At 73.5% G+C, this 26,654-nt stretch carries 25 protein-coding genes and 2 pseudogenes; 9 read left to right on the forward strand and 18 right to left on the reverse strand.

What is annotated here, in order from left to right; translation table 11 throughout:
- From ACI2LW_RS30820 to ACI2LW_RS30830, 3 genes and pseudogenes are all read left to right on the forward strand, one after another.
- Positions 1-561, forward strand: a pseudogene (locus ACI2LW_RS30820) (glucose-6-phosphate isomerase); the annotation flags it as partial.
- A 15-nt stretch (positions 562-576) separates the two neighbouring features.
- A complete protein-coding gene (gene gnd / locus ACI2LW_RS30825) occupies positions 577-1,461 on the forward strand; it encodes a phosphogluconate dehydrogenase (NAD(+)-dependent, decarboxylating) (RefSeq protein ID WP_404734584.1) in 885 nt (294 codons plus the stop codon).
- Between the two features lie 182 nt (positions 1,462-1,643).
- Positions 1,644-2,309 carry a TetR/AcrR family transcriptional regulator gene (locus tag ACI2LW_RS30830; RefSeq protein WP_404734539.1) on the forward strand — a complete coding sequence of 222 codons (666 nt, stop codon included), beginning with the start codon at positions 1,644-1,646 and terminating at the stop codon, positions 2,307-2,309.
- 45 nt (positions 2,310-2,354) lie between these two features.
- Here ACI2LW_RS30830 and ACI2LW_RS30835 read toward each other — a convergent pair whose 3' ends face one another.
- Complete coding sequence (locus ACI2LW_RS30835; RefSeq protein ID WP_404734540.1) at positions 2,355-2,978, reverse strand: TetR/AcrR family transcriptional regulator; 624 nt, start codon at positions 2,976-2,978, stop codon at positions 2,355-2,357.
- Between ACI2LW_RS30835 and ACI2LW_RS30840 the strand changes: the two genes are divergently transcribed.
- A complete protein-coding gene (locus ACI2LW_RS30840) occupies positions 2,871-4,016 on the forward strand; it encodes an NAD(P)-dependent oxidoreductase (RefSeq protein WP_404734541.1) in 1,146 nt (381 codons plus the stop codon). The genes ACI2LW_RS30835 and ACI2LW_RS30840 overlap by 108 nt on opposite strands.
- On the opposite strand, the gene ACI2LW_RS30845 is transcribed toward ACI2LW_RS30840, so the two are convergent.
- The 5 genes from ACI2LW_RS30845 to ACI2LW_RS30865 form a co-directional block, all read right to left on the reverse strand.
- On the reverse strand, positions 4,013-5,104 hold the full coding sequence (locus tag ACI2LW_RS30845) for a glycosyltransferase family 4 protein (protein WP_404734542.1): 1,092 nt from the start codon (positions 5,102-5,104) through the stop codon (positions 4,013-4,015). The genes ACI2LW_RS30840 and ACI2LW_RS30845 overlap by 4 nt on opposite strands.
- Complete coding sequence (locus ACI2LW_RS30850) at positions 5,101-7,308, reverse strand: glycogen debranching N-terminal domain-containing protein (protein ID WP_404734543.1); 2,208 nt, start codon at positions 7,306-7,308, stop codon at positions 5,101-5,103. Before ACI2LW_RS30850 ends, ACI2LW_RS30845 begins: the two co-directional genes overlap by 4 nt.
- 9 nt (positions 7,309-7,317) lie before the next feature.
- Complete coding sequence (locus ACI2LW_RS30855) at positions 7,318-7,695, reverse strand: DUF2267 domain-containing protein (protein WP_404734544.1); 378 nt, start codon at positions 7,693-7,695, stop codon at positions 7,318-7,320.
- Positions 7,696-7,803: 108 nt separating this feature from the next.
- A complete protein-coding gene (locus tag ACI2LW_RS30860; RefSeq protein ID WP_404734545.1) occupies positions 7,804-9,294 on the reverse strand; it encodes a glycosyltransferase in 1,491 nt (496 codons plus the stop codon).
- A 381-nt stretch (positions 9,295-9,675) separates the two neighbouring features.
- The gene (locus ACI2LW_RS30865) at positions 9,676-10,164 is read right to left on the reverse strand and encodes a TIGR03618 family F420-dependent PPOX class oxidoreductase (RefSeq protein WP_404734546.1); all 489 of its coding nucleotides are present in this window, start codon (positions 10,162-10,164) and stop codon (positions 9,676-9,678) included.
- Positions 10,165-10,264: 100 nt separating this feature from the next.
- On the opposite strand from ACI2LW_RS30865, the gene ACI2LW_RS30870 reads away from it, so the two are divergent.
- The 3 genes from ACI2LW_RS30870 (at position 10,265) to ACI2LW_RS30880 (ending at position 13,872) form a co-directional block, all read left to right on the forward strand.
- Positions 10,265-10,882 carry a TetR/AcrR family transcriptional regulator gene (locus ACI2LW_RS30870; RefSeq protein ID WP_404734547.1) on the forward strand — a complete coding sequence of 206 codons (618 nt, stop codon included), beginning with the start codon at positions 10,265-10,267 and terminating at the stop codon, positions 10,880-10,882.
- Complete coding sequence (locus ACI2LW_RS30875) at positions 10,879-12,279, forward strand: MFS transporter (RefSeq protein ID WP_404734548.1); 1,401 nt, start codon at positions 10,879-10,881, stop codon at positions 12,277-12,279. The genes ACI2LW_RS30870 and ACI2LW_RS30875 overlap by 4 nt, the downstream gene beginning before the upstream one ends.
- 363 nt (positions 12,280-12,642) lie before the next feature.
- A complete protein-coding gene (locus ACI2LW_RS30880; protein ID WP_404734549.1) occupies positions 12,643-13,872 on the forward strand; it encodes a serine hydrolase domain-containing protein in 1,230 nt (409 codons plus the stop codon).
- A gap of 85 nt (positions 13,873-13,957) precedes the next feature.
- Here the strand turns inward: ACI2LW_RS30880 and ACI2LW_RS30885 are convergent, their stop codons facing one another.
- Complete coding sequence (locus ACI2LW_RS30885; protein WP_404734550.1) at positions 13,958-15,022, reverse strand: saccharopine dehydrogenase; 1,065 nt, start codon at positions 15,020-15,022, stop codon at positions 13,958-13,960.
- 236 nt (positions 15,023-15,258) lie between these two features.
- Positions 15,259-15,918 carry a GTP cyclohydrolase II gene (gene ribA / locus ACI2LW_RS30890; RefSeq protein ID WP_404734551.1) on the reverse strand — a complete coding sequence of 220 codons (660 nt, stop codon included), beginning with the start codon at positions 15,916-15,918 and terminating at the stop codon, positions 15,259-15,261.
- Between the two features lie 38 nt (positions 15,919-15,956).
- On the opposite strand from ribA, the gene ACI2LW_RS30895 reads away from it, so the two are divergent.
- Entirely contained in the window at positions 15,957-16,760 is an 804-nt protein-coding gene (locus ACI2LW_RS30895; protein WP_404734552.1) for a creatininase family protein, read from the forward strand.
- A 311-nt stretch (positions 16,761-17,071) separates the two neighbouring features.
- On the opposite strand, the pseudogene ACI2LW_RS30900 reads toward ACI2LW_RS30895, so the two are convergent.
- The 5 genes and pseudogenes from ACI2LW_RS30900 to ACI2LW_RS30920 all read right to left on the reverse strand — a co-directional run.
- Positions 17,072-18,232: pseudogene (locus ACI2LW_RS30900) on the reverse strand (YbhN family protein); the annotation flags it as partial.
- A 56-nt stretch (positions 18,233-18,288) separates the two neighbouring features.
- Positions 18,289-19,275 carry a methyltransferase domain-containing protein gene (locus tag ACI2LW_RS30905; protein ID WP_404734585.1) on the reverse strand — a complete coding sequence of 329 codons (987 nt, stop codon included), beginning with the start codon at positions 19,273-19,275 and terminating at the stop codon, positions 18,289-18,291.
- Positions 19,276-19,520: 245 nt separating this feature from the next.
- Positions 19,521-20,720: a glycosyltransferase family 4 protein gene (locus tag ACI2LW_RS30910; protein WP_404734553.1), complete on the reverse strand. Its 1,200-nt coding sequence runs from the start codon at positions 20,718-20,720 to the stop codon at positions 19,521-19,523.
- Positions 20,717-21,115 (reverse strand): 6-pyruvoyl trahydropterin synthase family protein, encoded by a 399-nt coding sequence (locus tag ACI2LW_RS30915; RefSeq protein WP_404734554.1) that lies wholly within the window; start codon positions 21,113-21,115, stop codon positions 20,717-20,719. Before ACI2LW_RS30915 ends, ACI2LW_RS30910 begins: the two co-directional genes overlap by 4 nt.
- A 232-nt stretch (positions 21,116-21,347) precedes the next feature.
- A complete protein-coding gene (locus ACI2LW_RS30920) occupies positions 21,348-22,343 on the reverse strand; it encodes a zinc-binding alcohol dehydrogenase (protein ID WP_404734555.1) in 996 nt (331 codons plus the stop codon).
- Between the two features lie 108 nt (positions 22,344-22,451).
- Between ACI2LW_RS30920 and ACI2LW_RS30925 the strand changes: the two genes are divergently transcribed.
- Positions 22,452-23,264 (forward strand): CDP-alcohol phosphatidyltransferase family protein, encoded by an 813-nt coding sequence (locus ACI2LW_RS30925; RefSeq protein WP_404734556.1) that lies wholly within the window; start codon positions 22,452-22,454, stop codon positions 23,262-23,264.
- A gap of 130 nt (positions 23,265-23,394) precedes the next feature.
- Here ACI2LW_RS30925 and ACI2LW_RS30930 read toward each other — a convergent pair whose 3' ends face one another.
- The 5 genes from ACI2LW_RS30930 to ACI2LW_RS30950 all read right to left on the reverse strand — a co-directional run bounded on the left by ACI2LW_RS30930 (position 23,395) and on the right by ACI2LW_RS30950 (position 26,484).
- Positions 23,395-23,958, reverse strand: a complete 564-nt coding sequence (locus ACI2LW_RS30930) for a hypothetical protein (protein ID WP_404734557.1) — start codon at positions 23,956-23,958, stop codon at positions 23,395-23,397.
- A gap of 2 nt (positions 23,959-23,960) precedes the next feature.
- Positions 23,961-24,245 carry a hypothetical protein gene (locus ACI2LW_RS30935; protein WP_404734558.1) on the reverse strand — a complete coding sequence of 95 codons (285 nt, stop codon included), beginning with the start codon at positions 24,243-24,245 and terminating at the stop codon, positions 23,961-23,963.
- Entirely contained in the window at positions 24,242-24,604 is a 363-nt protein-coding gene (locus ACI2LW_RS30940) for a hypothetical protein (RefSeq protein WP_404734559.1), read from the reverse strand. The genes ACI2LW_RS30935 and ACI2LW_RS30940 overlap by 4 nt, the downstream gene beginning before the upstream one ends.
- A 156-nt stretch (positions 24,605-24,760) precedes the next feature.
- Positions 24,761-25,306 (reverse strand): hypothetical protein, encoded by a 546-nt coding sequence (locus ACI2LW_RS30945; RefSeq protein WP_404734560.1) that lies wholly within the window; start codon positions 25,304-25,306, stop codon positions 24,761-24,763.
- Positions 25,303-26,484, reverse strand: a complete 1,182-nt coding sequence (locus tag ACI2LW_RS30950) for a helix-turn-helix domain-containing protein (protein WP_404734561.1) — start codon at positions 26,482-26,484, stop codon at positions 25,303-25,305. Before ACI2LW_RS30950 ends, ACI2LW_RS30945 begins: the two co-directional genes overlap by 4 nt.
- Positions 26,485-26,654: the final 170 nt, after the last annotated feature.

Consider the following 26,654-nt stretch of genomic DNA (forward strand, 5'->3'; position numbering starts at 1 on the left):
TCCGTGCAGCGCAACGGGGAGCCGGTGCAGTGGCAGACCGGGCCGGTGGTGTGGGGCACGCCCGGCACCAACGGCCAGCACGCCTACTTCCAGCTCATCCACCAGGGCACCAAGCTGATCCCGGCCGACTTCATCGGCTTCGCCAACCCGGTGGCCGAGCTGAGCGGGGAACTCAAGGCGCAGCACGACCTGCTGATGGCCAACTTCTTCGCGCAGACGCAGGCGCTGGCGTTCGGCAAGACGCCCGAGGAGGTGCGGGCGGAGGGGGTGCCCGAGGAGCAGGTGCCGCACCGCACCTTCCACGGCAACCACCCCACCACCACCGTCCTCGCCACCGAGCTGACCCCGTCGGTCCTGGGGCAGCTGGTCGCGCTCTACGAGCACAAGGTGTTCGTGCAGGGCGCGGTGTGGAACATCGACTCCTTCGACCAGTGGGGCGTCGAGCTGGGCAAGGTGCTCGCCAAGCGCGTCGAGCCCGCGCTCACCGAGGGCGCCGACGTGCCCGGTCTCGACCCGTCCACCGCCGCCCTCGTGGCCGCCTACCGCACCCTGAGGAAGTGAACTGACATGGCAGCAATGCAGTTGGGCCTGGTCGGCCTCGGCAAGATGGGCGGCAACATGCGGGAGCGGCTCCGCAACGCCGGCCACACCGTGGTCGGATACGACCGCAACCCGGAACTGTCCGACGCGGACGGCCTGCCGGACCTGGTCGGCCGGCTGGACGGGCCGCGCACGGTGTGGGTGATGGTGCCGGCCGGCGCCGCGACCCAGGGCGTCATCGACGAGCTGGCGACCCTGCTCGAACCCGGCGACCTGGTTGTGGACGGCGGCAACTCCCGCTGGACGGACGACGAGCGGCACGCCAAGGAGCTCGGCGCCAAGGGCATCGGCTTCGTCGACGCGGGCGTCTCCGGCGGCGTGTGGGGCCTGAAGAACGGCTACGCCCTGATGGTGGGCGGCGACAAGGAGCACGTGGACCGGCTCAGGCCCGTCTTCGAGGCGCTCAAGCCCGAGGGCCCCTACGGGTTCGTCCACGCGGGCAGCGTGGGCGCGGGCCACTTCGCCAAGATGGTCCACAACGGCATCGAGTACGCGATGATGCAGGCGTACGCCGAGGGCTGGGAGCTGCTGGAGAAGGTCGAGTCGGTGGACAACGTCCGCGAGGTCTTCCGCTCCTGGCAGGAGGGCACCGTCATCCGCTCCTGGCTGCTCGACCTCGCCGTCGACGCGCTGGACGAGGACGAGCACCTGGACAAGCTGCGCGGCTACGCGGAGGACTCCGGCGAGGGCCGCTGGACGGTGGAGGCCGCCATCGACAACGCCGTACCGCTGCCCGCGATCACGGCCTCGCTGTTCGCCCGGTTCGCCTCCCGGCAGGAGGACTCCCCGCAGATGAAGATGGTCGCCGCACTGCGCAACCAGTTCGGCGGCCACGCCGTGGAGTCGGCGAAGAAGGACTGACCGCGCGCCGCTGGCACCGGGCGGGGTTCCGAGGGCCCCCGCCCGGCGCCACCCGGCCGCTTCGATGCCCCCCGGCCGGTCCTGGCGCCTCGTGCGGCCCACCGCTTCCGCCACTGCTTCCTCTGCCCTCACGAGTTCTACAATCACGAGCCCGCAACCGCACTCCCGGCCCGAGGAACGTGATGACCAGCGTCGACGAACCGGCACGTCACGGCGGGCGCGGCCATGACTCCGCGCGCACCCGTGCGGACATCCTCGACGTGGCCACGCAGGAGTTCGCACGGGCCGGCTACGACGGCGCCCGGGTGGACGAGATCGCCGCGCGCACCCGCACCACCAAGCGGATGATCTACTACTACTTCGGCGGCAAGGAGCAGCTGTTCACGGCCGTCCTCGAGCGGGCCTACGGCGTCCTCCGGGACGCCGAGCGCCGGCTGGACGTCGAGCACCTCGACCCGGTCGCGGCCGTCCGGCGGCTGGCCGGGCTGATCTTCGACCACCATGAGCGGCATCCGGACTTCATCCGCCTGGTCAGCATGCAGAACCTGCGCGGCGCCGACCATGTGGCGGCCGCCGCGCGCCTGTCCAGGATCGGCCCGCCCACCCTCGAGGTGATCCGCCGGACGCTGGAGGAGGGGCAGCGGTCGGGCGTGTTCCGCGGCGACGTGGACGCCGTCGACCTGCACGCGGTGATCAGCTCCTTCTGCTTCTTCCGGATCGCCAACCGGCGCACCTTCGGCGCCCTGTTCGGCCGCGACCTCGCCGACCCCGCCCGGCGCGAGCACTACCGCACGATGCTCGGCGACCTGGTGATCGCCTATCTGACCGCGAAGCCGCCGGCGGACTGAGCCGGCGGACTGAGCCAGTGGAGGACTGAGCCCCCGCCGGGCCGGTCAGGCGCCGTCGCCCGCGGCGTCCCGGCTCGCGTGGCCGGTGACCGCCGCGTCGAGGAGCGGTCCGAGTTCCCGGGCCACGGTCGTCAGGGGCCGTACGCTTCCCTCCGCGCGGGCCATGATGATCGCGCCCTCCAGGGAGCTGATCATCAGCGTGGCGAGGGCGTCGGCGCGCTCGCCCGGCACGCCCATCCCGGTCAGGGCCCCGGCCACCGCCCCGCGCCAGCTCTCGAACGCGGCCCCGGTCGCCTCGCGGGCCGAGGTCCCGGAGGAGGCGCAGTCCACGGTCGCGGCCGCGACCGGACAGCCGGCCAGGGAACCGGCCGTCTCGTACTCCTCGGTCCACTGCCGGACCATGGCGGCGAACAGGCCGCTCGGCGTCGGCTCGGCCATGCCCGCCACGAAGCGCGCCACGCGCCGGCCCGCGTACCGCCCCGCCCACGCCACCGCCTCGCTGACCAGCTGCTCCTTGCCGCCCGGGAAGTAGTGCTGGAGCGAGCCGCGGGGCGCCTGCGCATGGGCGGCGACGTCCCGCATGCCGGTGGCGCCCACGCCGTCGCGCCGGATCAGCTGCGCCGCGCTGAAGACCATCCGCTCGCGCGGCCCCCGCTGGGACTCGCTCATGCCCTCTCCTCCCGCTTCCGCCGCCTCCCACCGTATGACTCCGGTCATAAGGACGGCTACTATGACGAGCGTCATAGCCGTACGACCGCGTCGCCGCGCGCCGGCGGTGAGGAGGTTCCCGGGATGGACGTCGGCTTCATCGGTCTCGGAGTCATGGGCGCACCCATGGCGCTCCGGCTCGCCCGCGCGGGCACCGGTCTCATCGTGTGGAACCGCACCGCCGCGAGAGCGGAGCCGCTGCGCGCGGCCGGCGCCGAGGTGGCGGCGGAGGCGGCCGAGGTGTTCGAACGGGCGGACGTGGTGCTGCTGATGGTGGCCGACGAGCGGGCCACGGACGCCGTACTCGGCCGGGGCGGGCCCGGCTTCGCCGCGCGGGTGAGCGGCCGGACGGTGGTCCACATGGGCACCACCTCACCGGAGTACTCCCGCTCGCTGGAGGCCGACGTCCTCTGCGTGGGCGGGCGTTACGCCGAGGCGCCGGTGTCCGGCTCGCGCGTCCCCGCGGAGAACGGTGAGCTGGTGGCGCTGCTGGCCGGCGCCGAGGAGACCGTCGCCGCGGTGCGGCCGCTGCTGGCCCCGATGTGCCGCGAGACGTTCGTGTGCGGGCCCGCGCCCGGGGCGCTGCTGATGAAGCTGTCGGTGAACCTCTTCCTGATCACCCTGGTGACCGGGCTGACCGAGGCGTACCACTTCGCCGACCGCCAGGGCCTGGACCGCCGGCTGTTCCTGGACGTACTGGGCGCGGGCCCGATGGCCAGCGCCGTCTCCCGCATGAAGGCGCCCAAGCTGCTGGCGGGGGACTTCTCGGTGCAGGCAGGGGCGCTGGACGTCCTGAAGAACAACCGGCTGATCGCCGAGGCCGCCCGCGCGTCGGGCATCGCCTCCCCGCTGCTCGACGTGTGCCACACCCTGTTCGGCGAGACGGTCTCGCTCGGGCACGGCGCGGAGGACATGGTGGCCGTCCTGCGGGCCATCGAGGCCCGCACCGCCGCCCACCCACGCCGGGAATCGCCGGATGTCCCGGCCGAGGACCCCTAGCGCAGCAGAGGGACGATGCGGGCGGCCGGTTCGCTGCGCGGGTGCTGGTGCCCCCAGCGAAGCTGCTGGTAGAGGGCGGCGTAGGCGGCCGCCATCCGATCGGTGTCGAAGTGACGGTGGACTCGTCCTCGGCAGGCGACGGGATCCAGCCGGTCCACCGAGCCGATCGCCTGGGCCAGTTCGGCGGGGTGATCACAGATGAAGCCGGTGACGCCTTCCTCGACGATCTCGGGCACCGATCCACGGCGGAGTGCGACGACCGGCGTGCCGCAGGCCATCGCCTCGATCATCACCATCCCGAAGGGTTCCTCCCACTGGATCGGGAACAGCAGGCAGCGGGCGCTCGCCAGGAGGTCCAGCTTGGTGCGCTGGTCGGCCTCCCCGACCCAGCGCACGTCATCGCCCGTCCGGGGCCGGAGCTCCCCCTCGATGTAGGGCTGCTCGGCGGGGTCGTTGCGGGAGCCGGCGACGGTGATCGGCAGCCCTGCCTCCCGGGCCGCGTCGATGGCCAGATGGACACCCTTGTCCGCGGCGATCCGGCCGAGGAACAGCACGTGGTCCCCCTTGCGGTCGCGGTAGGGATAGTGGGCGGTGCGCAGCGCGTTGTGCACCTGTCCGGACCAGAGGATGTCCGGAGCCTGTGCCTGCTGCGCGCGCGAGAGCGCCACCATGTGCACGGTGTCGCCGAGCGCCCGGTAGTAGCGGCCCGTCTCCCCGGTCACGGGGCCGTGCGCGGTGACCACGGTCGGCGCCCGGCGCTGCCCGGCCTGGAGCGGACCCACCGTGCTGTGGTCGTGGATCACATCGGAGTCGAGGGAACGCAGCACGCGCGCCGCACGCGCGGCGTGCAGGACCTCCGGGCCGGAGTTCCCCAGCCTCTGCGAGCCGGCGGGACTGTCGTCCGTGGCGATGAAGCGGCCCTTGGTCCCGTTGCGGCCCACTCCGATGACGGTCACCCGGTGCCCCAGTTCGACGAGGCCGTCGACCAGCTCGGCGCACATCGCCTCGATCCCGCCGTAGGCCACGGGCGGCAGGGCGAACCAGGGCGTGGTGATCATGGTGATGTCGAGCGGTGCATTCGGGCTCATGGGGTCCGCCCTCGGGGTGATCCGGGAGCCGACGGCATGTCCGGGCCGGGGTGCTGCTCGTGGTGGTTGGGCGCGGGAGAAGGCGGACGGCGAGGCTGGTGCACGATCTCCACGTCGTCGGGCAGCCCGCTGATGCGGGTGGACGCCCCGTCGACCTCCAGTTCCACGCGCCGACCGGCCAGCGGGATGTTGTGAATGGACAGGTGTCCGTAGCGGGCGGGCCAGGCCGGCGCCACCCATACCTGGCCGTGCGACATCCACGGATCGATGCGCAGCAGCGCCCGCATCAACTGGACCGGAGTGGCGGCGGCCCAGGCCTGCGGGGAGCAGGAGGTGGGATACGGCACCGGCGCGTCGTACTCGCCGCGGTCGAAGCCGCAGAACAGCTCGGGCAGCCGGCCGCCGAAGGTCTCGGCGGCGTCGAGGATGCCGGTGGCCACCCGCTGGGCCTGGTCGACGAACCCGTAGCGCATCAGCCCGGTGGCCAGGATCGCGTTGTCGTGCGGCCACACCGACCCGTTGTGGTAGCTCATCGGGTTGTACGCACCCATCGTCGTGGCCAGGGTGCGCACCCCCCAGCCGGTGAACATCTCCGGGGACAGCAGCCGTTCGGCCACCCGCTCGGCCTTGTCGCGGTCCGCGATCCCTGTCCACAGGCAATGGCCCATGTTCGAGGCCAGCGCGTCGATGGGGCGCTTGTCGCGGTCGAGACCGACGGCGTACCAGCCCCGCTCGGGCAGCCAGAACCTCTCGTTGAAGGCTTCCTTCAGCGCGGCGGCCCGACCGCACCAGTGCTCGACGGCCTTGAGGTCACCGGCCTCGTGAGCGAAGTGCGACCGGACGACGTAGGCCGCGTAGACGTAGCTCTGCACCTCGCACAGGGCGATCGGCGGCTCGGCGAGGCTGCCGTCGGCGAAGTTGACACCGTCGTAGGAGTCCTTCCAGCCCTGGTTGAGCAGACCGTTGCCGGTCATGCGCTGGTATTCGACGAAGCCGTCACCGTCTCGGTCGCCGTACTTCTCGACCCACTCGAGCGCTCGGTCGGCGTTCGGCAGCAGCGCCTCGACGGCCTCGGGGGATATGCCCCAGCGGCTCAGCTCACCGAGGACCATGACGAACAACGGTGTGGCGTCGGCGGTCCCGTAGTACGCGCTGCCGCCGCCGCGGGCCAGCGGGAAGTCCAGGCCGAAGCGCGTCTCGTGCAGTATGCGTCCCGGCTGTTCCTCGGTGGCGGGGTCGACCACCCGGCCCTGGGCCCGCGCCAGCGTCTGCAGGGTCCCCAGGGCCAGGTTCTGGTCCAGGGACAGGGCCATGTAGGAGGACAGCAGGGAGTCCCGGCCGAACAGGGCCATGAACCAGGGCGCGCCGGCGGCCACTGCCGTGTCCTCCGGGTGGGCCGGATCGAAGATGCGCAGCCCGCCCAGGTCCTCCAGGCTGCGCCGCATCGTCCGGTGCAGTTCCGGGTCCTCGATCTTCGTGATGCGCGGAGTGTTCTCGCGCCAGGCACGCAGGCGGCGCGCCGGCGCGGACTCGGCCGGCTCCACGCCCACCGGGAAGACGCCGACGGCGTGCTCCTGGTCGACGCTGGGCCGCACCAGCAGCGTGGTGCGCCACTGGCCGCGGGCCGGCACCTCGGCCCGGAAGTCCAGGCCGTCCGGGCGGGCGCGGGCGCCCTCGCTCTCCACCCGTACGCCGCGCCATGCCGAACCGGAGCGGAGGTCGAACTCCAGGACCGAACCGTCGGGCCTGGCCGTCACCTCGCCCTGCCGGCGTACTCGGCTTTCCTTGACGGCGAAGAGGTCGGCGAAGTCCGCGCCGATGTCCAGGGACACCGCCACGGTCATCGCTCGTGGGCTCAGGTTGCGCACCTTCAGGTCCTCGCGCATCCCCTCACCCACGTAGCGTGTGCGCTCCACCAGCAGTTCGCTCTGCGAGCCGTGGGGTGGCACGCGGGCCAGGAACGTCGTCCGGTAGGGGTCGTGGGACATCACGGTCAGATGGTGCGGGCGGACGCCGTCCACCCGCACCTGCCAGTCGGAGATGACCCGCATGTCCCGGAAGAACAGACCCTGCGGGACCTCGGCCGCCATGTCACCGGAGGCGCTGGAGACGCAGAACGTCGGCCCCTCGACCAGGGTGACGGTGGCCGGGGTGAGCAGGGCCGGTTCGCTTTCCTCGACGACCGTGCCGGTCTCCTCGGTCATGTCGCCTCCCTAGCCCCTGGCGTCGACGAGCTCGCCGAACTCCGTGGGCAGCTGGGCCAGTACATGACGGAACTCGCCGCCGCTGACCGCGTCGCGCAGGGTGCTCAGTTCGGCACGCACTCCCTCGCGGGCCTCGTCCGGGCTGAGGCCTGAACGCCGGCTCACCCGGTCGACGAACTCCTCCAGTCCGAAGCCCTCCGCCTCCGGTGTCGGGGAGATGAGGGGTGTCTTGAGCGGCTTGGGCAGCTCCGACGCGAGATCGTCCGCCTCGCCCTTGGTGAGCCGCTCGGCCAGGGTCTCCAACGTCGCATGGGTGAGGGTCTCCGCCTTGTCCCGGGGGACGTGGGAACGCCGGGACACCGTGTCGATGAAGTCTTCGTAATCCATGAGCTGTCTCCTCGTGTTCTCGTCGCCCTGTCCCGCTGCTCTCGTTCCGGGAAGGGGGTCCCGGGGCACCGGACCCGGCAGGGAGCGCCCGCATGTGACCCGGCCGGGTCACACGCGGGCCACGTTCCGGTAGAGCGAGATCTGCTGCAGCAGTTGACGGTCGTCCAGGAAGTTGTCCCTGACCCGGCACCGGGCACCGGCCCCCAGTGCGCCCGCCAGGCAGCGATCACCCACCAGACTGCTCGTCTGCGCGGCGAAGGACACGCCGTCGCTGGGATCGTCGAGCAGAATGCCGTGGACTCCGTCCTCGATCTGGTCACGGATGCCACCGACGGCGCTGGCGACGACCGGGCGTCCCTTCCACATGGCCTCCGTGACGGTGAGGCCGAATCCCTCCGCCAGGCTCTTCTGTGTCACCACCGCCGCCGAGCACTGCAGGGCATTGACGATCACCGCGTTCTCCTCCGAATCGGCCATCGGCAGGCAGGCCAGGTGCGCCCGAGCACGCACCTGATCCGGCAGCCGGTGCCACAGCGCCTCGCATTCCGCGAAGACCCGCCCGCCCTCGGGATCGTCGGTGACACCGGTGACATCCGGGCCCACCAGGGCCAGGTGGGCCCCGTCCAGGCTGTCGCCGGCCTCGGCGAACGACGTCAGCACGCCGGCCATGTCCTTCAGCGGGTCCCAGCGGGAGACCTGCACGATGAGCGGCGCGTCAGCGGGTGGTGGCGAGGCGCTGCACAGGCAGGTCGAGTTCCGCCGTACCCGGCCCACCGAACCGTCGCCTCGCCGGTAGACCGCCGGCCCGTCCCGGTCCGCGGGCGCGCGCAGACCGACCCGGCTCACGATGGCCGCGGCCGCCGAGGGGGTCAGGGGCCAGTTCTTGGCCGACAGGGGGTCGATCGACGGCCGGATCACGGCGACCCGCCGCCCGGCGAGCCAGCCGGGAACGTACTGCTCCCGGGAGAACACGTAGGCATCGGCCGTCTCCAGCCAGGGGCGCAGGAACGCCCACGCCCGGTCGGTGTACGCGTTGGGGTCGTCCGTGCCGACATGGCACCGCCAGACCACCCGCGCCCCGGCTTGCCGCAGGTGGGCGACGAGGCCGGCGGCCTGCGGATCGTGGAGGGTGACCACGTCTCCCGGCCGTACCGCGGACAGCAGGGCGCGTGCATTTTCCTCGCAGACGGCCGCGTAGTGCTCGGCTCCGGCCCGGTCGAGTGGGGGGCCGGAGGCGTCGGCCCCGTGCAGGAAGTGGTGCAACTGCTTGGTCAGGGCGAAGAAGGCGGGATCTCCCCGCATGGTGAACCAACGGGCGTCGAGCCCCGCACCGCGGGAGTACCGCTGCAGCCGGTGCAGCATCTCGGCCACACCGCCACCGTTCATCGTCGAGTTCACGTCGATGATCCGGCGGCCGGCGAGCGCTTCTCTCACCCCGTGGAAGGCGGTGTCCAGCTCGTCGGCCCGGGCGGGCCCGACCGTGCCGCTGAGCAGGAGCGGATCGGCGCCGGTGACGTGGGCTTCCGGCAGCACCGGTGGCGCGGCATCCGGTCCCTGGGCGAGGACGGTCAGAGGTTGTGGGGTGCCGGTGTATGCCATGGTGCCTCCGCACATCGGCCGGAGCGATCGAGGCCTCTGCCCGTTGTCGAGGCTCCGGTCACGGGCAGTCCGCCGCATGCCCCCGGCGCTACCAAAGCCGTGGAACGCGTTAGACCCGCCAGGGCGAGCGGCGGCGGGGCCCGGCGAAGGCGGGCGTCGGCCTCCGGGGCACGCCCGTGCCGATCCAGGTGCCGCTGTCGGTGCCGAAGCCCGGGACCGGGCGGGCAGCGATCACGGTGTGCCGACATGATCACGGTGTGCCGGCATGCAGAGGACAGGTTCCCCGTGCCGGGAGGGTCCGTGTCCGACGGGGGGAGGGTCCGCGGGCGGAACCGTACGGCACCCTCGGGCCCTGGGGCGGCCCGGGGGCGCCGCCCTGGACTAGCCCCCGCCGGCCCCCTCGGGAACGCCATACGCCCGCTCCACCCGCAGCCGCAGCACGAGCCGCCGGTCGCGGACCATCGCGGCGCGGAAGTCGTCCCAGTCGGGGTGCTCGCCGATGACGTCGCGGTAGAGGCGGATCAGCTCCTCGACAGTGTCGTCGTGCGGGCCGGCGGCCACCGGCGACAGCTCGGCGGTGCCCTCGGCGACCGTGTAGGCCCGGCGGTCGGGGGTGGTGACGTGGTACGACACCCGCGGGTCCCGGCGCGCGTTGCGGGTCTTGGCCCGGTCGTCCGTGACCGAGACGCGGATGACCCGCTCGTCCGGGTAGAAGGCGTGGCTGACGTTCGACAACTGCGGCCGGCCGTCCCGCTTCAGCGTCACCAGCACCCCGCCGTGCACCTCGCCCAGCAGGGACAGCAGCGCCTCCTGGCTCCGGTCGCGCCCGGCGTCCGCCGCCGGGTCGTGCGTCGTGTCGTGAGTCGTCATACCCGGCCCAACGGCCCTGGGCAAGCCGCGCATTCCCGGCCGGCCGGAGTGACCGGAAAGCGAGTAGACACTGTCTACTCGCCGGCGGTAGACAGTGTCCATGGACAACTCGGAGAAGGGGCTGCGGGAGCGGCTCGTGGACGTCGGGGTGGAACTCGTGGCCCAGGAGAGGGCGCAGGCGCTGACCCTCAGGGAGATCGCCCGCAGGGCGGGAGTGTCGCACGGGGCGCCCCGCCGCTACTTCCCCACCCATCTGGAACTGCTCTCCGCCATCGCACGCCGCGGCTTCGCCGAGCTGGGCGAGCGTACGCGGGAGCGGCTGGGCGAACCGGCGTGGGAACCAGGGCGGGAGCCGGCCGACGACACCCCGGCGGCGGCTCGCGCACGACTGGCCGGGCTGGCGCGGACCTACCTGGAGTTCGCCCTGGACAACCGCGGCATGTACGAGCTGATGTTCCGTCACGACCTGCTGGAGAGCGGCCACCTCGGCCTCCGGGACACCAGCCTGCCGCTCTTCGCCATCCTGACCGACCTGGCGGGCCGCGCCCGCCCCGGCGCCGACGCCCGCCTGCTGGCGGGCTCGTTGTGGGCGAACCTGCACGGCGTCGCACAACTGTGGAGCTGGGGCAGCCTCCAACTGGCCACCGGCGCACAGGAGCTGGATCCGTTGCTGCGTACGGTCCTGGAGACCCACCTCGGCCAGGAGGCCGGCCGATGAGCGACGAGCGGACGGCCGGGGGCAGCTCCCGACGGACGGTGGCGCTCGCGAGCAGCGTCGCCGGAGCGGTGGTGGTCGCCCTGGACGGCACGGTCCTCACCGTCGCCCAGCCCGCGCTCCAGCACGACCTGGGAGCCTCGCTCACCCAGGTGCAGTGGACGAGTACGGGGTATCTCGTCGCGGTGGCCGCCCTGCTGGTGTTCGCCGGACGTCTCGGCGACCGCTACGGGCACCGGCGGCTGTTCGTCACCGGGATGCTCGGCTTCGGGGCCGCTTCGGCCGGTGCCGCCCTGGCCCCCGGCGCCGGCTCACTGATCGGCCTGCGGGTGGCGCAGGGGGTGTGCGGGGCGCTGCTGCAACCGGCCACGCTGGGCATGCTGCGGGCAGCGTTCCCGCCCGAACGGCTGGCCGTGCCCATCGCCGTCCGCACGGCCGCCATCGCGTTGGCGGCGGCGGCCGGGCCAGTGCTGGGCGGCGCGCTGGCGACCGCGCTGGGCTGGCGTGCGGTGTTCCTGCTCAACGTCGGGCCCTGCCTCGTGTTCGGCCTGCTCGCTACGGCACTCCCCCGGCCCGGGCGGCCGCGTGCCACGGCCCGGGTGCCGCTCGGGCTGCCCGGCGCGCTGCTGCTGGCCGCCGCCCTCGGCGGGGCGGTCCACACCCTGGCCGGGCTGCCGCACCTCAGCCGGCCGGGACTCGCGGTGACCGTCCTGGCGGGGGCCGCCTTCGTGCGCCACGAGCGCCGTGCCGCACACCCCTTGCTGCCGAAGGAGGTCATCGGCTCGACGGCCGTGGCCTCGGCGCTGGGGATGCTGGTGGCCGCGTCGGCGGCTCTGTCCGGCACGCTGTTCGTCACCACCTACGTCCTCCAGGACGGCCTCGGCCTCACACCGCTGGCGACCGCGCTGCGCGCCCTGCCGCTGGCCGCGCTGATGGTGGCGGCCGCGCCGGTGTGCCCGGTCTGGCTGCGCCGCTACGGGGCCCGGCGCACCGCGGTCGCGGCGACGGCCGTACTCGCCCTCGGCGTCCTGGTCCTGGCGGGGACGACCGCCACTCCCGCCGTGTGCGGCGGGTTCGCGCTGGTCGGCGCGGGGTTCGGGACGGCGATGGTGGCGGCCACGCAGGTGATCGTACGGACCGCCGCCGTGGCCTCGGCCGGTGTGGCGGGCGGGCTTCAGCAGACCGCTATGAACGCGGGACCGGCGCTGGGCGTCGCCGCGGCGGCAACCCTGCGGGAGTCCGGCGGCCCGGCGGGGCTGCCGCTGGTGGTCCTCGGCGGAGTGGCCGCCGCGGGCGCGCTCGCCGGCCGGGCACTGCCGGGGCGCGCGGCCACGGCCGGCGGGGACCCGTCGGGCCTGGACCCGTCAGGCCACGAGCCCGCCGCTGCCGCGCGGCGTTGAGCGGAAGGGGCGACGGGCAAGGGGGCGAGGGGCCCGCCCCGCGAGCGGGCCCGCGGGCCGGGCCGGGCCTCCAGGCGGGGCTTCCCGGCCGTGCCTGAGGATCGGACCCGGAGCAGCGGGCCGGGAATCGGGCCGCCGTGGTTCCCGTACGCCGGGCGCCGGGTACCCCAGGAGCGGGACGGACCGGAGCGGGTCCACCGGGAGCTGGAGCTGGGCGGGCCGGAGCGAGTCCGCCGCGTGGTGGGGCGGAAGCGGCCGCATGCGGGCCCGTCACGCAGCCGGGCGGGCCGGGCCGGACCCGATCCGCCGGGAGCCGGGTGCGGTTCGGCGGGAGCCGGGTGTGGCAGGGGCCGGAGGTGGGTGATGGCGCGGTTGCGGCAGGACGTCGAGCCGGGTGAGGCCGGGCTGGACGGGAAGGCGCTGGGCCGCCTCGACCGGTATCTGACGGGGTGCGTCGAGGAAGGGCGCATCCCCGGGTTTCTGGTGTCGGTGGCGCGCGGCGGCCGGGTCGCGCACCTGACCACCCGCGGTCTGCGGGACGTGGCCGCCGGGCTGCCCGTGGAGAGCGACACGCTGTGGCGGATCTACTCCATGACCAAGCCGGTCACGGCGGTGGCGGCGCTGCTGCTGATGGAAGAGGGGCGGCTGTCGCCGGACGATCCGCTGGAGCGCCATCTGCCGGCCTTCGCCGATCCGCGGGTGTACGTGAACGGCTCCGGCGACCGGGTCGTCACCCGCCCCGCCGCCGGCCCCGTCCTGGTCCGGCACCTGCTCACCCACACCGCCGGGCTCACCTTCGGCTTCTACCGCACCCATCCCGTCGACGCCCTCTACCGCGCGGCCGGCCTGACCACCCCCGTGCCGCCGGGCGCCGGTCTCGCGGAGGCGGTGGAGGTGTACGCCGGGCTGCCGCTCCAGTTCGACCCGGGAACGCAGTGGAACTACTCCGTCGCGAGCAACGTCCTGGGCCGGGTGGTGGAGGTGGCCTCCGGGCAGCCGCTGGACGCCTTCTTCGCCGAACGGATCCTGCGCCCGCTCGGGATGACCGACACCGGCTTCCAGGTCACGGACGAGCAGGCGGGACGGCTGGCCGAGCTGTACGGACAGAGCGACGCCGGCGGCCTCGAGCCGATCCCCGGCCTGCCCGTGCACGGCCGCCCGCGGTTCCTCTCGGGCAGCGGCGGCCTGGTCGCCACCGCGTACGACCTGCACCGCTTCATGGAGATGCTGCGCCGGCGCGGCGAACTCGACGGCACCCGCCTGCTCGCCCCGGGCACGGTGGACCTGATGACCCGCAACCACCTCCCCGGCAACGCCGACCTGCGTTCCTTCGGCAGCCGTCCCGCCCACGACGAACCCGGCAACGACGGCGTGGGCTTCGGCTTCAACGTCTCCGTCGTCGTCGACCCCGCCCGCACCCAGGCCCCGTCCGGCCTCGGCACCTACGGCTGGAGCGGGGTGGCGACGACGACGTTCTGGGTCGACCCCGGACGCGATCTGACCTTCCAGTTCATGACCCAGGTACGGCCGAAGTCCTCGCTGCGGCTCTACCCGGAGCTCAAGCGCCTGCTGCACGAGGCGATCGTGGAGTGAGCCCGGCCCCCGCGGCTCCTCCGTCTCCCGGCGGCTCCCGCGGCTCCTGCGGCTCCGGCTCGGCTGCCCCCGTTATGCCCCCGCCCTATCCCCGTTCCGCCAGTCCCAGCTCGCGGCAGGCCCGGCGGAAGGTGTCCAGGCAGCGCGCCCACGGGCCGCCGGCGCCGTAGTCCAGCAAACCGGGGTCCAGCAGCTGGGGCAGGAGGGCGGCGGAGAAGTCGGTGCTGGACTCGCGGGGCAGCAGGGAGGGCAGGTTGTCGATGGCGATCAGGTCGAGCGGCGGCTTCTCGTGCAGCCGGCGCACGGGGTGCGTCCAGTCGGTGGTGCGGTCGTAGACGGGCAGGACGTTCAGCGGGGAGCCGACGTCGCAGGTGACGTCGCACAGGGTGCGCAGCCGGCGGTCCGGGTCGTCGAGGTCCTCCGCCCGCAGGAAGGGCGGCACCGGGCTGGTGGCCAGGACCGCGTTGACCATGACGTCGTGGTCCATCAGGGCCCGGCGGTCCAGGTCACGGGTCTCGGCCAGGTCCCAGCAGGACGGTTCCACACCCGCGGCGGCGAAGGCGACCCGGGCGCCGCGTCCGCTGCGGCCCAGCGCGCCGACCACCAGCGCGGTGAAGTCCTCGTCACCGGCGGCGGGCCGCAGCGTGTCGTCCAGCTCCTCCTTGGACGTGGGCGTCAGCGGCGCGGCCAGCCGGCCCCGCTGCTGGAGCACCGCCAGGGCCGCGCCCAGATAACCGGCCCAGAAACCGAAGGCGGCCAGCCTGCGCCCGCTGTCGTCCACCAGGTACTCCAGGTCCAGCAGCGCCCCTCCCCCGGCGAGGAACCGCTGCAGCAGCGCGGCCGCCCCGGGCTGCCGCTTGTAGGCGTGCCCGAAGAAGATGTGACGGTGCACCAGCTCGGCGGGCTCGTCGGGAAGTTCCTTCAGGCCGACGATCACCGCCTCGGGCGGCGCCGACACCCACGAGCCCGGCTCGACGGCGCGGCAGCCCGCCGCCTCGTACTCCTCGACGGGGAAGATCCGCTGCGGGGACCTCTCCACGGTCAGCGTCACCCCGGCCGCCACCAGGCGCCGGGCGTCCTGGGGCACGATCGGGGTACGTCGCTCGGTCTCGCGGACCTCGTGGCGCAGCCACAGATGGAGCTCGGTCATACCTGGTGGGCCTCCGGGGCGCGGGGCGCCGGCCGCGGACCGGCCGGCGCGGAGCGGTCTGACGTGCCGAAGGGTACGCGGCCGGGCACACCCCGTGCGGGTACGACCTCGCCGGACAGGCCCGGTGCGCGTACGGCCGCGCCGGACAGGCCCTGTGCGCGTACGGCCGCGCCGCCGCGGCGGTTCCGCGCCGGGCGCCGGCCGCTCCCACTCGCCCGCCGCCGCCGGTGCGCCCGCTAGGACAGGTGGGCCACCGCGTCCAGGTGGGGCAGGTGGTGGTCCATCCGCTCCCGCTTGGTGCGCAGGTACGTGATGTTGCTCTCGCACGGCGGGATCAGCAGCGGCACCTGCTCGGCGACCTCGATGCCGTGGCGCACCAGCGCCTCCCGCTTGAGCGGGTTGTTGGACATCAGCCGCACCGAGCGCACCCCGAGGTCGTCCAGGATGCGGGCGGCGACACCGTAGTCGCGGGCGTCCACCGGGAGGCCCAGCGCGAGGTTGGCCTCCACGGTGTCCAGACCGTCCGCCTGCAGCGCCATGGCCCGCAGCTTGGCGAGCAGTCCGATGCCCCGGCCCTCGTGGCCCCTCAAGTACACGACGATGCCGCTGCCTTCGGCCACGACGGCGCGCAGCGCGGCGGCGAGCTGGTCGCCGCACTCGCAGTGCTGCGAGCCGAACGCGTCGCCGGTCAGGCACTCCGAGTGCAGCCGGACCAGAACCCCTTCGGCGCCGATGTCGCCGTGCACCAGGGCCACTTGTTCGTCGCCGCGGTCGTGGTCCATGTAGCCGACCGCCTGGAATTTGCCGTACACGGTGGGCAGCGGGGCATTCACGACGCGTTCCACGCCCGTGCGCCGTGGGGTCTTCTTGCCGAGTACGCCGAGGTTTTCTGTCATGATCTGGATCCTAAGCAGAGACGAAAGGCCGGAAAACAATGAGTGGTTCGGGAACGCGGCCGACGGCACATGGTCCATTGCCGGCGGACACCACACAAGACGTACGGACGCGGGGAGCGGACCTCTCAACGCGGGTCGCGGTCCTGCCGGTGGGCAGTTTCGAACAGCACGGCGCCTTCCTGCCGTTGGCGACCGACACGCTCGTCGCCTGTGCCATCGCCCGCCGCATCGCCGACGCGTACCCCGTACACCTCCTTCCACCGGTGACGATCTCCTGCTCGCACGAGCACGCGGCCTGGCCCGGGACGGTCAGCATCTCCTCCGTGACCCTTCATGCGGTGGTACGGGACATCGCGGACTCGCTGCGCCGCTCGGGCGTCGAGGCCCTGGTGGTCGTCAACGGCCACGGCGGGAACTACGTGCTCGGCAACGTCGTCCAGGAAGCGTCCGCGCGCGGTGAGCGCATGGCCCTCTTCCCGGCCGTGGAGGACTGGGAGACGGCCCTGGGGCGGGCCGGGGTGGCCACCTCGCTGCTCACCGACATGCACGCGGGGGAAATCGAGACCTCCATTCTGCTGCACGCTCATCCCGAAATGGTGCGGGCCGGTTACGAGTCCGCCGATTTCGTGGCGGACGACCGGCGCCATCTGCTCACCACCGGAATGTCCGCCTATACCGAATCGGGCGTCATCGGCCGTCCTTCCCTGGGTTCCGCGGAAAAGGGCGCGGAACTGCTGGCGAGTCTGACCGACTCCTTCCGCCCGTATTTCTCGCTGCTGACCTCGGCGGCGGAGCCGGGTGCGCGCACGCCGTCCTCGCCGGCGGGCGCCTCCCCGGAGTGAACGCCGCCGGGGGCCGCGCGGCGGACGGACTCCGGGCTCGTGGGGGCCGGGATGTTCACGGCTGCGCCGGCCCCGGCTGCGGGGCGGTCCCCTGCGGTGGCTGCGGGGCGGTCCCCCGCGGTGGAGGTGGCGCACCCGGCGGGCGCCCCGGCCGCGGACCCGGCGGGCGGGCCCGCCACGGGCTCCGCACGCACACCGCCCGCGGACCGGGCGCGCAGGCCGGTGTACCAGCGGGCGACGAGGACGAGGGCGCCGGGCAGCGCGGCCACGAAGCTCAGCACCCCGTACACCACCGCCACGGCCAGCCCGGTGCTCGCGCCGAGGCCCGCGGCGCCGAACGCCCAGGCGGTGGCGCCCTCGCGGGGACCAAAGCCGCCGACGTTGAGCGGAAGTCCCATGGCGAGCAGGGCGAGGACCGCCAGGGGCAGCAGCACGGCCACCGTCGCGCCGGAGCCGGCCACCCGGGCGGCGACCACGAACATCGCGACGTGGCCGGCCAGGACGACGAGCGAGGACAGGGCGACGCCCGGGCCGTTGCGGCGGGACAGCAGCCCCTCGCGGATCTCGCCGAGGGTACGGCGCAGGGCCCTCCCGCGGCCCGCGGAGGGGCGGTTCATCCGCAGGGCGAGCAGGACGGCGAGGGCGCCCACGACCGCGAGGGCGAGGAGCGGGGCGAGCTGCCGGGTCTGGGCCCGGACCGGGGAGGGCAGGACGAGCAGCACCGCGGCCCCGGTGACGGCGAGCGCGATCTGGCCCGCCACCCGCTCGAGGACCACGGTCCGCACCCCGCGGCCGATGTCGCCGGCGCTCTGTCCGTGGCGCACCGCCCGGTGCACGTCGCCCAGGACACCGCCGGGCAGCGCCGCGTTGAGGAACAGCGCCCGGTAGTAGTCCGCGACGGCCGGTCCCAGCGGCAGCCGGATGCGCAGCCCCCGGGCGACCAGTTGCCAGCGCCAGGCGCTGAACACGGTGGTGACCATCCCGATCCCGAGCGCGGCGGCCAGCGTGCGGGCGTCGATCCGGCGCAGCCCGTCCAGGAAGACGCCGGTGCCCAGCCGCCACAGCAGCACGGCGAGGATGGCAGCGCCGGCGACCGTGCCGAAGTGGGTGCGTACGGCGCGGGAGTTGAGCGGGGCGAGCAGCCTGCGCGCCCCGCGCGCCTCCGGCACCTCCGGCACCTCGGGCACCTCCGGCACCTGCCGCACGCCGCGCGGGGCCGGTACGACGCGAGCGGTGGCCTGCGCGACGGCGGGCGCGACGGCCTGCGCGGCCGGTGGCGCGTCGGCCGGTGGCGCGGCGGCCTGCGCGACGGCGGGCGCGACGGCCGGTCGGCGGCTGAGTGCACCGAGGCCGCGCCGCTCGCGCCCGCGGGCCCCGGCACCGCGCTCCTCCCGGACCCGGGCCCCGGCGTCACCGCCGTCCGGCTCCGCTCCGGCCGCCGGGGACGGCAGGACGCCGAGCCCGGCAGCCATGAGCCCGCCGTCCACGAGCCCGCCGTCCACGAGCCCGGCGTCCGCCGTCGGCACGCTCACGCGGCACCGCCCGTCGGCCGGGACAGCGCCAGCAGATCGCTGTGGTGGACGACGACCCGCAGCTCTCCCGCCGCGCACGCCTCGAGACGCTCGGCGAGATAGCGGTCGGCGCGCTCCCGCAGTTCCGGGCGCTGCTCGACGGCCGCGCCGACCCAGCCGCGCAGCCACTGCGCGGTCAGCTCCCGCTCGTCGGGGCCGAGCCGCCAGGCGCTCGGGACCACGTGCACGGTCGCGCCGCGCTCACCGAACGCCTCGCAGGCCACCGTCACCGAGTCCGGCCCGAGGAGACCGCCGCGGCGCTGGTGGGCGTTGAACGCCTCGGTGATCTCCGCGTCCATCGGGTGGACCGGGTCGAGGTCGACCCGGCCGGCCACGGACAGCGTCAGCAGGGCCGGGCAGCCGGCGCCCGCGCAGGCGGCGGCGAGCGTGGCGACCTCCTCGTGGGTGAGGACGTCCAGCAGGGCGGAGGCGGTCACCAGCGAGGCGCCGGCGAGCGCGTCCGGGGTCAGCCGGGCCACGTCGCCGCGTCGCGTCTCGACCGTGACCCGGCTGCCGTCGGCCGCCGCGCGCGGCGAGGCCACGGCGGCGAAGTGCAGCAGGTAGGGGTCGCGGTCGTGCAGGATCCAGTGCTGGGCGCCGTCGAGCCGGGGGGCGAGCCAGCGGCCCATGGACCCGGTGCCGCAGCCGAGGTCGTGCACGACGAGCCCGCCGTGCAGCTGGGGCAGGTTGGCGAGCCGGATGCGCAGCGGGTCCAGCAGTTCGGTGGCCCGCGCGGCCGCGTCGGCCGGCTCCCTGAGCTGGAGCCACTCGGGCGCGTAGCGCGGCGGCTCCTCCTGCGGCGCGTCATCCCGCAGCCGCAGGGTGGCCCGCTCGCCCGGGCGGGCGGCGGGACCGGCCCCCGGGATCACGGAGGCGGACGCGAGGTGGTCGCCGCGGTCGGCGGCGGACGTGAGACGGTCGGTGCGATCTGCGGCGGACGTCATGGCGGGCAACTCCAGTTCGGTGGCGCGGATCGCCGCGTCCGGGACGTCGCGCGGCCCGGGCTGGGCGGGAACGGCCGGCACCGCGGCGACAGCGGGCATCGCGGGTCCGGCGGGCATCGCGGGTCCGGCAGGCCCCGCGGAAACCGCCGGAGCGGCCGGGCCGACCGGGGAGGCCGGAGCGGCCGGAGCGGCCGGGGAGGCGCCGCCGCGCCCCTCGGCGCCGGCCTCGGTGGTCGTCGTCCTGCTCATGCCGCCCTCCGGGGTTCCTCCGGCAACCGGCCCAGGACGCCGGCCAGGCTGCGGGCGGTCGCGGCCCAGCCGCCGAGAGCGGCGCGCCGGCCACGCGCGGCGGCCTTCAGCCGGCGCCGTACGTCGGCCTCGCCGAACCAGCCGCGCAGTTCGGCGGCGAGGGCCGCGGGGTCCTCCGGCGGCACCAGAATGCCGGGCACTCCGCCGTCGGGGGCGCGCCCGACCGCCTCGGGGACCCCGCCGACGTCGGTGGCCAGCACCGGGATGCCGCGCGCCAGCGCCTCGGTGACGGCCATCCCGTACGTCTCGGCGTAGGAGGCGAGGACCATCAGGTCGGCGGCGGCGTAGCTGGCGTCGAGGGCGGCGCCGGAGCGCGGTCCGGCCAGGTGGAAACGGTCCTGCAGGCCGTGCTTGCCGATCAGGGCGCGCAGCTGGGCGACGTAGTCGGGGTCCTGGGTGAGTCCGCCGACGCAGACACAGCTCCACGGCAGGTCGGTGACCGTGGCCAGCGCCTCCACCAGCCGGTGCTGCCCCTTGCGGGGGGTGACCGCGGCGACGCACAGCAGCCGCGAGACCCCGTCGGTGCCGGGGGCGAGCGGCGCGATGTCGGCGCCCGGGGCGGCGACGTGGACCCGCTCGGGGGCCAGGCCGTGGTGGGAGACGAGCCGGCGTACGGCCCAGTCGCTGGTGGCGACGACGGCGGGCACCGCCCGCAGCACCTCGCGCTCCCGGGCGTCCAGCTCGGCGGCCACGGCCGGGTCCAGGCCGGTCTCGTCGCCGAGGGGGAGGTGGACGAGGACGGCCAGGCGGAGCCGTTCGGCCTCGGGGACGACGATCTCGGGGACGCCGCAGGCGACCAGCCCGTCCACCAGGACGACCGCGCCGTCGGGCATTTCCCGCAGCACGCGGGCGAACTCGGTGCGGGCGTGCGCCCCGGGCCGGGGCCAGGTGCCGTCCACGGCGTGCGGCACGACCTGCCAGCCGAAGCCGGGCAGGTCCAGGCTGACGCGGCGGTCGTAGGCGTTGCCGCCGCTCGGGGTGGCCGGGTCGTCGACGCCGCCCGGCAGGACGAAGTGCACGGTGCGCAGGGACATGGGGATGATCCCGACGTTGTCCAGGCCCGCGCGCTGGGCGGGCACGAAGGCGAGGGACGGCGCCGCCTCGGCCGGCGCCCGGTGGATGGTCGTGTCGGTCACAGCGCACGCTCGTAACTCGCCCAGGCGACGTGCGACTCGTGGAGGGTGACGGTCAGGCCGGCGAGCGACTTGGCGCCCTCGCCCAGGGCGCCCTTGTGGATCCGGTCGGCGAGCCGGTCGGCGATGACCTTGGCGAGGAACTCGGTGGAGGTGTTGATCCCGGCGAAGTCGGGCTCGTTGTCCAGGTTGCGGTAGTTCAGCTCGCTCACGACCGCGCCCAGCTCCTGGGTGGCCAGCCCGATGTCGACGACGATGTTGTCGTCGTCCAGCTGTTCGCGCCGGAAGGTCGCGTCCACGAGGAACGTGGCTCCGTGCAGCCGTTGCGCCGGTCCGAAGACCTCGCCTCGGAAGCTGTGGGCGATCATGATGTGATCACGGACGGTGATGCTGAACAACGGACGACCCTCCAGGTGCGGCGCGTCTGGCCCCCCGGCCGATACCTGCCGGGGGATGCCGTGTAGTACGGCTCACCGGTTCCCGTTGTTCAGCCCCGTCTCACTCTTTTCTCAGGTCAGGCACTCTTGCAGTACCGGCGCGGTAGTACCGGAACGAACCATCGCCCCGGCCGCACCGCACCCGGACCCGCAGGCCCGCACCGCCCCGCACCGAACCCGGCCCCCGGCCCGCTCACCCCCGCCCCCGCCCCCGCCCCCGCTCGTACCTGATCCGGTGGCACAGCGCGGGAAGCTCCCCGGAGGCCAGCCGCGGCATCACCTCCGGCAGCTCCTCGAACGCGCTCTCCCCGGTGACGAGGGCGTCCAGGGCCGGGTCGGCGAGCAGGTCGAGGGCGAGGGCGAGCCGGTCGCCGTACGTCCGGTTCGCGCGGCGCGGGGACACGGTGCCGACCTGGCTGCTGCGGATGACCAGCCGGCGCGAGTGGAAGGCCTCGCCCAGCGGAAGGGTGACCCGCCGGTCGCCGTACCAGCTCAGTTCGACGACCGTGCCCTCCGGACGGAGCAGTTCCAGGGCGCGGGCCAGGCCCTGCTCGGTGGCGCTGGCGTGCACGACGAGATCACACTCGCCGAGGGCCCGATCGGGTGACGCGAACGCGACCCCGAGGGCCTCGGCGACCCGCGCCCGGGCCGGATCGGCGTCCACCAGCTGCACCCGCACACCGGGGAAACGGGCCAGCAGCGCGGCCACCGAGCAGCCCACCATGCCCCCGCCGACCACCGCGATCCGGTCCCCGACCAGGGGCGCGGCGTCCCACAGCGCGTTGACCGCGGTCTCCACGGTGCCCGCGAGCACGGCCCGCCCGGCGGGCACGCCGTCCGGCACCACGGTGACGGCGCTCGCCGGAACGACGTACCGGCTCTGGTGCGGATACAGGCAGAAGACGGTGCGCCCGACCAGCCCCTCGGGCCCCTCCTCGACCTCCCCCACACTCAGATAGCCGTACTTCACCGGCCCGGGGAAGTCGCCCTCCTGGAACGGCGCCCGCATGGCCTCGTACTGGCCGGCCGGCACCCCGCCGCGGAACACCAGGGTCTCCGTGCCGCGGCTGACCCCGGAGTACAGCGCCCGGACGACGACGTCTCCCTCGCCCGGGTCCGGAAGGCTCACCTCACGTATCTCGCCATGACCGGGCGCGTTGAGCCAGAAGGCGCGGGCGGAGTTTTTCATCCAGAGTCTCCCTGAACGATCGGGAAGCAGTTCACGTACCGAGGTGTGCACAGGCCGCGCACAGTACGCGGCGTTGATCGACTATGTCACTCGGCCGGAGGGTGTGCGGTGGCCCTGAACAACACTTACGATGCGAGGCCGGCTCAGCAGGAGACCGCTGTGGGAGCGGGCATCCAGATCCTGCTGCTGGCCCTGCTCGGCTCGGCGATCGGCATGGGGCCGGCGGGCTGGGTGACCGGCCTCGTCTTCGCCGTCGCCACCTGGGCGGTGCTCTCCCGGGCACTGCACCGCTCCCGGCTGAGCTCCTTCGGCGCGGCCAACCGGGTGACCCTCGGCCGGGCGACCCTGGTCGGCGGGGTGACGGCGCTGGTCGCCGACTCCTTCGAGAGCGCGCCGCCGGTGTCGGTGCTGGTCGGCCTGACCGCGGTGGCGCTCGTCCTGGACGGCGTCGACGGCAAGGTGGCCCGCCGCACCGGCACGTGCACGGCGCTCGGCGCCCGCTTCGACATGGAGGTCGACGCCTTCCTGATCCTGGTCCTGAGCGTCTACGTCTCCATGACGCTCGGCCCGTGGGTCCTGCTGATCGGCGCCATGCGCTACGCCTTCGTCGCCGCCGCCCGCGTCCTGCCCTGGCTGAACGCCCCCCTCCCCCCGAGCACCGCCCGCAAGACGGTGGCCGCCCTCCAGGGCATCCTCCTGCTGCTGGCCGGCTCCGCCCTCCTGCCCGAGCCGGCGACCTTCGCGGTGGTCCTGCTGGCCCTGACCCTGCTGGTGTGGTCCTTCGGCCGCGACGTGGCGTGGCTGTGGCGGCGGTCGCGGATGCACGTGATCACGTCCGTCCCCACGGACACCGCACAGGTCGACGACGCCCTGAAGGCCTCGGTGGAGGAGGCCCTGGCGGAGTCGGCGCGGGCGGCGTGAGGGCGTACGACGTGGGAACGGCCGAGGCCGGCAGCCGGCCCTGGCCTCGCACACCGCCCCGCACCCTCGTCCGCGCCCCGTACACGGGGAACAACGAGACCCCACCGGGCGTGTCCCGCCGGCGGACGGTTCAGGCGCGGTGGAACACGTCGAGTGGGCCGTAAGCGGTCGGCTCGCTGTCGGCCGGCTCGGGATGGCTGCCCACGCGGTCCCGGAGGATGCCGACGGTGTCGGGCCACACGGTGAAAGGCCCTCCGTCGCCGACGAGGATGCGGTCCCAGTCCTGGGAGGCCGAAACGCCGGCTCGGTCGATGACGAACCCGCGGCAGACGGCCGCGTCCTGGTCGAGTGTGCGCACCAGTGCGGCGACCGCCTCCTCCCGGTCGGGCACGGGGACGTCGGCGAGGCGCAGCGTGATGCTCTGCGTCGTCTCGTCCGTGCGGCGCACGATGCCGGTCAGGGACTGGTCGTAGCCCTTCCAGCAGGTGAACTCGATCCTCGAGTACCGATCGTCGGCCAGGGCGGCGGCCTCACCCATCAGCGGCTCACGGTTTCCGGCCGGCGTCTCGCGGAATCCGAAGAGGGCATGGGTCAGCGGGTGCGCGGCGGAGATGCCGGCGGTCTTGGACTCGAGTCCCCCGATGGCGGCCGTGGCGAGGGTGGTGCCGGCGATGGTGGCGATCTCGGTGGACACGGTCACGCCGAGCGTGGCGGACAGCCCCAGGATCGAGGCGGTGGCGGCTGCCGCGGCGCCCTCCGAGATGCCGAGCGTGAAGACCGCGAGGGCGGTGCCGGTGAGATGGTGGCGCCGACGCTCTCCAGCTCGTGTTCGAGATGCTTGACGGCCTTGTGGACGGCGTCGGCGTACTGGTCGAGGGCCTTGGCCATGGCCGCGTCGCGCAGGCCCCCTTCGTCGGCGTCCGGCCACCACATGCCGGTCAAGTCCTGGACGATCTCCTTGGCCTTGTCGGCTGCGCTCACCGCGCGGTCCCCTCGCCGTCGTGCGGGGCGACGCGGATCTTGCTGAACATCGAGCGGACCAGCTGTTCGTTGTCGATGTGACCGTCGGCCATGTCGGTCATCGCCGCTTCGATACTGGCCAGGCCGAGCGTGAGAATCCCGGCAGCGGCCTCCATCCTCTTGACGTGCGGGCCGTAGTGCTCGTGGAATTTCTTCCCCTGCTCGTCGTCACCCCACGGCGAACCGGCCGCCGCCAGACCGGCCTTGAGCTTGGTCAGCGCCTTGGCGAGGTCGGAGCTGTGTGTATGGAAATGCGGGGCCGTCGTCTTCAGATCGGCGATCTTGATGTCGGGTATCCTGCCGTCGCTGTGGTCGCCCATGGCGTCTTCTGCTCCCCCTGAGTCGGCTGACCGGCCCGAAGACGCGCCGCCTCCGGCGTTGTGCCGGGAGTAGGACAGGTGCGGGAAGGACTGCGCCGTCACCTCACCCGACGGCCATCTCGTGGTCGCGTGGACGAACCGGCCGACCGTGCTCCCTTAACGCAGCAGATCCGCCGGTCTCGGGGGAACGCCGCGCAGATGACGGCCGGACTGCTGCATCCTCAGCAGGAGGCCGTGGCCGTCGTCGGCCGGGACAAGGCCGTCCACCACGGCCTCCCTCATGACATCGACGGTGTTCTTGACCCGGATGCCCCTGCGGCGGGCATAGTGCCCCGCTTCGCCGTCGTCCGTGATCCACACCGAATGCGCGAACTCACCGCGGTGTTCGATGACGACCAGTGTCTCGGCCTCACCCAGGTGTTTCAGCGGCTGGGACGGTGATCCCGCGAAGACCATACGGCGGATGCGGTCGACCAGGGCTGTTTCGGTGGGGTCGTCGATCTCGATCGGTGCACCGAGCCATCCGCCGTCGATGACCTCACCGAGCCTCGGTAAGTACCGCTTCGACTGCTCGGCCTCGGCCGCGACGGCCTGTGTCCAGCGGCCGCGGCCGTCGAGGACTTTTTCCAGCAGACTCATGCGGTTCACGGCGGCGAAGTTGCACAGCACCGTGTTGTCGGGAAACCAGCAGTGGCGCGTCATGGTTGGAAGGCCAGATCCCCTTCAGCGACGGTCACGCTCGAGGCCGCCTCGTCCTGCGGGACGGGTTCCGGTTCCAGCATGGCGCGGACCGCGTCGACGTCCAGGCCCGTGTACGCGGCCAGTGGACGGAGGGTCGTGTCTCCGGCCAGGTACGCCTCGTAAAGAATGTGGGCCGGCCGGAACGGTAGCCGTTTGGCTCGTGACCACGACTTGCGTGCTTCGTAAAGGTCGCTCTGACCGGTGAGCCAGTGACAGGTCTGTGTCGTGAGCCCACGGAGTCTGCTCGCCGTCACCGCGGTGATGGCGCCGAGTTGGCTCAGCCGTGCCGCGAGCGCGCTGGGTGACACCTGGAAACGCACGACCAGCCGGGTGAGTCGCTCATCCGTGAGCTCACCCTTCTCCACCGCCGACATGATCTCGCTTCGTGGCATGAGGAGGTTGGCGGCGAACACGTTGGCGCGCACCTCGGTCAGGTCCTTCTGGTGGCCCGGGGAAAGATGCGACTCCGTCAGCAAATCCTGAGCGTCGCCGGCCAGGATGTGCCCGAGTTCATGAGCGAGGGTGAAGCGTTGGCGGGTCGGCACGTCGGTCAGAGCGATCATGATGAGCCGGAAGCCGTCGGCCTGCCAGGCGGCGCCGTCGAGTCCGTCGGGCAGGCCGGTCTTCGACACGTCCACACCGAACACGCGCTCGATGAGCTGCAGCAGATCCGCGGTGTCCAGTTCGCCGACTTTCGGCACGCCCTCGGCCCTGAAGCGGGCGAGCACGTCCTCCGCCAGGGCCATGCCTTGATCGACGTAGCGCCGGAGGTCCGGTCGCACCCGCGGCAGCTCGGGCAGCTCGGGGGACCGGCCGAGGAGACCGATCACTTCGTACGCTGTGGTGAAGCGCTCGACCAGGTCCTTCAGCCTCCCGCGGCCCCCCTCGCCGAGCGCCGACGAACTCGTACGGGCCGCGAAAGCCGGGCGCTGCCGCTCACGGCCGGTCAGCAGCCAGTCCACAGTGGTGTCGCCGTACTCCGCGATCCTGGCCAGATCGTAGGACGTGAATCTTCGGACGCCCGCCAGGGACTTGGAGAGCTTGTCGGACGTCAGTCCGATCGCTTCGGCGAAGGCTCCCTGGCTGACCGAGGCCGCTTTCATGACGGTTCGCACACGATCGATTACGGACTCGCTCATGGATTCACCATAGAGGACGGTTGCGAAAATCGCAACGCCGTGCCGGCCGCCCAGCCCTCAGGCAGATGGGCGGCCAAACGGCTGCACACCACCACCTCCGCGCCCCACGGCTTGGAAGTGTTCAACGTCGTCACCACCGACCGCCGGCCCGGCCGAGGAGCTCCGGACGG

Source organism: Streptomyces sp. NPDC004065 (genome assembly GCF_044903565.1).
Taxonomy (GTDB): domain Bacteria; phylum Actinomycetota; class Actinomycetes; order Streptomycetales; family Streptomycetaceae; genus Streptomyces.

Excerpts from the sequence above, each read along its gene's own strand:
- gnd (WP_404734584.1), top strand. The coding sequence starts at position 577 with ATGCAGTTGGGCCTGGTCGGCCTCGGCAAGATGGGCGGCAACATGCGG.
- ACI2LW_RS30830 (WP_404734539.1), top strand. The coding sequence starts at position 1,644 with ATGACCAGCGTCGACGAACCGGCACGTCACGGCGGGCGCGGCCATGAC.
- ACI2LW_RS30840 (WP_404734541.1), top strand. The coding sequence starts at position 2,871 with ATGGGCGGCGACGTCCCGCATGCCGGTGGCGCCCACGCCGTCGCGCCG.
- ACI2LW_RS30835 (WP_404734540.1), bottom strand. The coding sequence starts at position 2,978 with ATGAGCGAGTCCCAGCGGGGGCCGCGCGAGCGGATGGTCTTCAGCGCG.
- ACI2LW_RS30845 (WP_404734542.1), bottom strand. The coding sequence starts at position 5,104 with ATGAGCCCGAATGCACCGCTCGACATCACCATGATCACCACGCCCTGG.
- ACI2LW_RS30850 (WP_404734543.1), bottom strand. The coding sequence starts at position 7,308 with ATGACCGAGGAGACCGGCACGGTCGTCGAGGAAAGCGAACCGGCCCTG.
- ACI2LW_RS30855 (WP_404734544.1), bottom strand. The coding sequence starts at position 7,695 with ATGGATTACGAAGACTTCATCGACACGGTGTCCCGGCGTTCCCACGTC.
- ACI2LW_RS30860 (WP_404734545.1), bottom strand. The coding sequence starts at position 9,294 with ATGGCATACACCGGCACCCCACAACCTCTGACCGTCCTCGCCCAGGGA.
- ACI2LW_RS30865 (WP_404734546.1), bottom strand. The coding sequence starts at position 10,164 with ATGACGACTCACGACACGACGCACGACCCGGCGGCGGACGCCGGGCGC.
- ACI2LW_RS30870 (WP_404734547.1), top strand. The coding sequence starts at position 10,265 with ATGGACAACTCGGAGAAGGGGCTGCGGGAGCGGCTCGTGGACGTCGGG.
- ACI2LW_RS30875 (WP_404734548.1), top strand. The coding sequence starts at position 10,879 with ATGAGCGACGAGCGGACGGCCGGGGGCAGCTCCCGACGGACGGTGGCG.
- ACI2LW_RS30880 (WP_404734549.1), top strand. The coding sequence starts at position 12,643 with ATGGCGCGGTTGCGGCAGGACGTCGAGCCGGGTGAGGCCGGGCTGGAC.
- ACI2LW_RS30885 (WP_404734550.1), bottom strand. The coding sequence starts at position 15,022 with ATGACCGAGCTCCATCTGTGGCTGCGCCACGAGGTCCGCGAGACCGAG.
- ribA (WP_404734551.1), bottom strand. The coding sequence starts at position 15,918 with ATGACAGAAAACCTCGGCGTACTCGGCAAGAAGACCCCACGGCGCACG.
- ACI2LW_RS30895 (WP_404734552.1), top strand. The coding sequence starts at position 15,957 with ATGAGTGGTTCGGGAACGCGGCCGACGGCACATGGTCCATTGCCGGCG.
- ACI2LW_RS30905 (WP_404734585.1), bottom strand. The coding sequence starts at position 19,275 with ATGACGTCCGCCGCAGATCGCACCGACCGTCTCACGTCCGCCGCCGAC.
- ACI2LW_RS30920 (WP_404734555.1), bottom strand. The coding sequence starts at position 22,343 with ATGAAAAACTCCGCCCGCGCCTTCTGGCTCAACGCGCCCGGTCATGGC.
- ACI2LW_RS30940 (WP_404734559.1), bottom strand. The coding sequence starts at position 24,604 with ATGGGCGACCACAGCGACGGCAGGATACCCGACATCAAGATCGCCGAT.
- ACI2LW_RS30945 (WP_404734560.1), bottom strand. The coding sequence starts at position 25,306 with ATGACGCGCCACTGCTGGTTTCCCGACAACACGGTGCTGTGCAACTTC.
- ACI2LW_RS30950 (WP_404734561.1), bottom strand. The coding sequence starts at position 26,484 with ATGAGCGAGTCCGTAATCGATCGTGTGCGAACCGTCATGAAAGCGGCC.